Source organism: Hydromonas duriensis (assembly GCF_004363775.1).
GTDB classification, from domain to species: domain Bacteria; phylum Pseudomonadota; class Gammaproteobacteria; order Burkholderiales; family Burkholderiaceae; genus Hydromonas; species Hydromonas duriensis.
The window spans coordinates 1-6527 of sequence record NZ_SNZE01000044.1 but is presented as its reverse complement, the minus strand read 5'-3'; the positions used below and the strand labels follow the sequence as shown (position 1 = coordinate 6527).

The following is a 6527-nucleotide window of genomic DNA, read 5'->3' as shown; positions in this document are numbered from 1 at the left end:
ACGTTCTTCTTCGCCGCGGCGTCTGATGTCTTGTTCGTCACCACTGACCACAATGGATGGCTGACGCTACATGATGAACATGTACCCACGTCTGCGACCACTTGGTTGTTGACTTTGGTCACGGCTGAGGCATTCACCGTGGCACTGTAGGTGAAGGTGTGGTCGCCAATCGCTGCACCTGTGGCCAACGTGCAGCTGATTTGTTGACCCGTTGCGGTACAACCTGCTGGCAACGTACCGACGGTTAAACCTGTACCCAAGGTATCGCTCAAGACCACATCACGTTGTGTTGCATTGCCTGATACTGTGGTTTTTAAGGTGTATTGAATCGTGTCACCAACCGCTACTGATGTGCCTGCGGCGGGCGATGCGGTTTTAACCGTATCCACTTGTACCGCACTGTAAGCGACTTTACACACAATATTCGAACCTGCGTACTGATTACCTAAAGTGAAGACATCACCAAACGAAACCGTATCATCTGGATTCACACCATCCGAACATGCCCAATTTAACGACGAGACATAGTTCAACACGTTAGCTGCATTCAAGAACGCAGGTGTTGGCATCTTAGCCACATCGCCGACAACAGCAATCACATCAATAGAAGTCACGCTGTTGGTACCCGCACTAACAGCTTTAAATGCCGTTGTGTTATTGGATAATCCACTCGTACCTGGGACGCTGACGGTTTCACCCACAACGCCATTGATCCAGTCTACTTGCAACGTAAAACGCGCTGTTTGAACCGTTGGTGTCGCTGCGCACGCATTGGATTCTTTAGCCGTACCTGCAATACTCATTTGGGCGTTGTTGAACAAACCATTGCCAGACGTACTTGTACATGTATCGTTGCTGCTACTGCCTGACGCAGCAACTTTAACACGCACAGCAATATCGTATGTTTCTTCAGTCGGTGTAGCAACTGAACCTGCAGCGATGCTTTCATTGCTGACAATCGATGTGCTTGCGCCTGAGCCTGTGAACGCGCTATTCACCGTGCCGCTGACGTTTGAACTCTTAACAATTGTCGGTGTACCTACAACGCTGACATCTGAATCAAACCCAAAGCTATCGCTCAAGCTGTACGCCGTTGCTGAAATATTAGTGTTGCTCACCGTGACACGATAGGTGATGTCGAACTGGTCTCCCGTGCCTGTCACTGCTGTTGGACCAGTTGTCACTGCTTTGGCGACATTCACACCTGAAACCACGCTGGTGTAAACAACCTTACACGTGACACTGTTTCCTTCGTAGATGCTACTAAAGTTGAGCGTACTACCAAATGCAACTGTCACATCTGGGTTAACACCATCGGAACACACCCAAGAGTTCGGTGAGCCGTAGTAAATCTCATTACCTGTTGTGGTAAATGTTGGCGCAGGTAAAGTTGCCATTTCGCCAATCACTGGAAGGACAGTGGTTGATTTAACCGTGTTGCTGCCTGTGCTGACCGCGTCAAATGCTGAAGTATTGCTGTTTAAACCTGTTGAAGCAGGTACTGATACTTTCTCTCCTAATGTCGCATTGACCCAATCCACTTGAAATGTCAATTGCGAGGTTTTAGCCGTTGGCGTTATTGTACATGCATCGGCATTTTTAACCGTACCTGCAATCGTCATTTGGGCATTGTTGAACAAACCATTTCCTGATGCACTCGTACAAGTATTGTTGTTGTTACTGCCTGTGTTAGAGACTTTAACACGTACAGTAATGTCATACGTTTCTAGTGTGGGTGTCGCAACTGAACCCGCAGCAATACTTTCGCTGCTGACAATCGATGTGTTACCTCCTGAGCCTGTGAACCCGCTGTTCACCGTGCCGCTGACGTTTGAACCCTTAACGACTGTCGGTGTACCCACAACGCTGACGTCTGAATCAAACCCAAAGCTGTCGCTCAAGCTGTAAGCGGTTGCTATCGGATTGGTGTTGCTGACACTAACTCGATAGGTGATGTCGAACTGGTCTCCCGTGCCTGTCACTGCTGTTGGACCTGCGGTAACAGCTTTAGTAACATTGACGCCCTCAACCACACTCGTATTGGTTAAAGTACAGGTTAGCGTTTTACCAACGCTTGCGCTTGGAATCGTTAAGTTACCGCCTTGCACAACGCTAATCGCTGAGTTAGTGCCATCAGAACATGACCATGAGCCCGAGCTGTAGTTAATGGCGTTAGCTGGTGTTGCGAAAATTTCGGTCGGTAACGTGCCGACTTCATTCGCTGCGACCACAACGGAGCCTGATGAAACACTGTTTGAACCTGTTGAAGCAGCGTCAAACGCAGTGCTGTTGACACTGAAGCCCGTAGTCGCTGGAATATTGACGCTTTCACCTGTTGTAGCATTGACCCAAGTCTTTTGCAATACCAAGTTGACCCCTGATACTGTCGGTGTGCTTGAACACGCGGTGGCCGTTTGGTCGGATGCGCCTGACATGCTGAGCACAGCTGTATTGAACAGACCTTGGCCTGAGGTAGTGCCTGAGCAGGTGTCGTTGCTTGTGCTTGAGCCTGCTGGGACATTGACTCGAACCGTGACATCGTAAGTTTCTGTCGTAGGCGTCGCAGTTGATCCTGCGGCGATTGATTCGCCTGTGATGATTGAAGTGTTGGTGCTTGAACCTGTAAACGCGCTGTTAACTGTTCCACTGACATTGCTGCTTTTTACAATGGTAGGAGTGCCAACTACTGTAACGTCGCTGTCAAAACCAAATGTGTCCGCTAAATCGTAAGTTTGAGCTGCACTGCTGGCGTTGCTGACCGTCAAGCGATAGGTCGTATCGAACTGTGTCGGTTTACCTGATACCGCACTTGGTGCCGATGTGACCGTCTTGGCGATGGTAACCGTCGGCGAAAGCTTGTTGGTCGCTGTGACCGCTTGCGTGCCGCCGTTTGGCATCGTAGTCGGGTTTAAAGCCGTAAATACAGGTATTTCCCAATAGTATTTGCTATCAGGCGAAGCAGGCAGGGTTTCCTCGACCGTACACGTCGCACCTGCGGCAATACCTGTGATGCTCACTTTAGTATTGGTTGGGTAGTCGGTCAATGTCGCTGATTTTTTAGTATTCGCAACGGGTAAGTCACACGTGGCGGTGAACGTGAAGCTCAGTGGCCCTGTGATGCCCGTTGGCAACGTCAATGCCTTTGTCACTTCTATTGTGCCGTCTAAGAAACGTTCCGCAAAGTTATAGTTGATACCAATGCCGCTGCTCACCATCGCGACATTCGTAATAGAACGACCAGAAGCTGTACCCGATGTCGTACCATTAATCGTACCCACACTGGTGGTTGATATCGCCGTTGACGGGCTTGACGGTGGCGTTTCAGTCACCGTCCAAGTACCAGACAATACGCCTTGGAAAGCACTTAGTGCAGTGCCGCTTCCATCAGCTGAAGCGAATATACCAGAACCACTAGGTGCAAAAGCATAGCCACCTGATGAATCAACCAGCATGCTAAATACAGTACCTTGAGGCGCAGTCAAACAAGCACCTGCGGTACATTCAACTTTGACCAAGGTAGACGTTAACCCTGATTCGCCTGCATCATAAGTACCATTCGCATTGGTATCCAAGAATACACGGCCGCGCAACGTCGACGGATCAAGACCCTGAATCGTCACTGCAGATCCTGAACGAATCACTTGGGCTGAGGATGGGTCACCTTGATACAAGTCTGTACGTGCCCAAACGGTGTTGGTAAATTTAGAGGTTGAGTTAATCGTCGGGGCTTTAAGGTTAATCGTGCCTGAGCCTGAGTAGCCAATCAACATCGGATTGGAAGTCACAAATCGAATCGCTGTAATGCCCGTCGGAATGGTCGCACCTGTGGCGTAAGTGGTCCAGTTAATGCCCGTACTACCATTTTCTTGACCAGCCACTTTAACCGCAGCCTGTACGGTAGCGGATGCATCAGTCGAATACTGAATCGTCACTGTACCCATAGCTGAGGTTGACATCGAAGCGGCCAAACTGGTGATTTCGAACTTCCCAGCTCCCAAGCCCGTTGTACCATTATCATCGCCATCAAACGGCAAGACGTCAACGAAATAACCAATACCTGAGTTGCTCGAGCCACCATTACCAAAGTTAATGGTATAGCCAAAAATCTCATTCGGTCCGACCTTACCACCTGTCACGCCTGTCGTGGTTTTCGATGCAGAGAATGACGCCGCACCATTAATCACAATATTCGCAGTTTCAGTGCGATCCTCGGTCGTACCCGAACCATCCACAAGTGGTGTTAAATCATTGGTCGAAGAAATTGTCGTCGTCAATGTTTTTGTAGACGTCGATGCAGTCGCTACCGCCAACGCATTAAACGTAATCGGTGTCAGAGTTGCAGTTAAACCACCATACGGCGCAACCGCAGTTCCACCAGCCACTGTCACATCACCCACGGCAAAACTAACTGAGCCTGTCGCGCCATCATCTGATGTACATGGAATACCGTCGGCACCGTAGTTACCTGCCGTATACGTCGCGTTACTTGGTAAGCTTGATTCAACTGGAATTATGCAATTATCTTGAAACTTAGCTGTAACCACCACATCTTTAGCAACAGCATCTACACCAGCAACTGACGCACCAATCACTCGTGGGGTAATCGTAATAGCCGTTTGTGTACTTGGCGCAATAGATGAGGAACCAACAACAGTCGTTTCTCGTACTTTAATCGGTTGTGTGGTGATACGGCCACCGCGCAGAACTGGACCTGAAGCCCCTGCATAAGAGGACTTATCATAATGCACTACACCATCAGCATCAGTCGTATAGTTGTTGTGCCAGAACCATGGAATCACTGTCCCGTCCGCCAAAGCCAATGAGGTCGCATTGGTGGTTCTTTCTAACGGCATAGCAAGTACCAAACCAGCAGAAACATTTAGTAGCTGAGTGTATTTATAACGTACTGCGGTCACGGCAGAAAGACCACCCACAGCTGTTGGATCAGTTGACCAACCAGATGCACCATCTCCTGCGATGCCGCAATTTGTAGCTTTACGATCCGCATCAGACGCAAACGCCTGACTTGTATACTCAAGCACTAAATCACTGCCTGTCAATAAAGTTGTCGCTGCTTGTGCACTTTGAACGGCTGCACCATACTTAACTGTCGGTGTGGCATCCAACTTAATTAAACTGTTGTCAAATAAAAAACATTGCCCCACATTACTAGCAGTACCGTAGCCATTGTTTTCGCTGTACAAACCTGCGTATGCCATAAAAGTTTGTCCAGGCAAGATACTTTCAGAGTAAATATAGTCCCTATTGTTCATGGCATTGCTATCACCATAAATCGTGTTACTGATTGAGTCCTGTTCGGAAATGACTGAATATGTAGGCGTGATAATCGCTTTCGTTTGAGTTCGATCTACTAACAAACTCGTACAGGCATAGGCAGTAGTAATATTAGAGGTTGAGCCACAGACATAGCTCGGATCCATCTCATCGGCATAACTTGTCCCAAAATTCGATTGACCTGAAATACTATTTGGATCAAAACCAGACACTTGATTGTGGAAATAGCTTTTCGAACCCAAAGGGAAATTATCATCCGCTGTATTCGTAGGCGTATTATTCGGATCAATTGGCGTAAATAATGTAAACGTGTTGTAATAAGCCACATTAAGAAAAGGCGAGAAAAAGGCATAACTACCGCTCGTACTATTAAAATTGAGCTGTTGATTCACTGTTACAGTAATCGGTGTACCAGGGCCTCCAGCCTGTGTACATACCGTTGCGCCACTGCACGTAGATGTCAAATATGAACCAGGCATCGTAGATATTTGAAACGTATAACCAGATGCGATAGACTCAGAACCCCTGACGGCCGATGTCGTGCCACTAATACCAATACCAAAGTTGATATTAGCACGATAGCCAGCCACACCACCTTCAGTGGCGGGAATAAGACCATTGTTAAAGGTACGAGTCGTTGCTTTCGGAGCAGCCGATATGGTAAGCGGCGAAGCTGCAATAGCAGTGCCATTGTCAACAGCAACCGTCGGAGTCAAAATCGTGCCGTTTGCCAACGTATTGGCGTACGCATAAAGCGTAAACGACTCCGTGCCAACCGCAGGAATTCTGTTACACGTCAGTGTCGTGCCTGAAATGCTGCCTCCGCCCGTACCTGTACATACCGATGATGCGCTTGAAGTGGAATCCCAAGATGCACCCGCTGGCAAAGTAAAGACAAATTTTGAGCTGGTGGTTGAGTTGGATGAGTAAGTAATCCGATAAGCGATTCTATCCAAAGTCCTAACAATACCATTGTTTGCCGAGCTATCAAGCCCAGCACCATCGGCTGCATCGAATGGTGCAACACCGTCACTTAACACTGTTAAGCTAACGCCGCTAATCGCTGCATGTGCTGTTGTAGCGCTGAATAAAACCACCATCATCAGCACACGCCACATTGCAAATATTCGTTTAAACATCATCTCGGTTTTCATCAATTCTCTTCCGTTGAACCACTTACTCATTTTTTGTTTTAAATTCTGCCGTGCCATGACTTAGAACCTCCCTAGGAT

The 6527-nt window shown here is 48.1% G+C and carries 1 protein-coding gene; it reads right to left on the bottom strand.

What is annotated here, in order from left to right:
- A partial coding sequence (locus DFR44_RS10940) for a DUF5979 domain-containing protein (RefSeq protein WP_133621606.1) occupies nucleotides 1–6479 on the bottom strand: 6479 nt, incomplete at its 3' end.
- Between the last annotated feature and the right edge of the window lie 48 nt (nucleotides 6480–6527).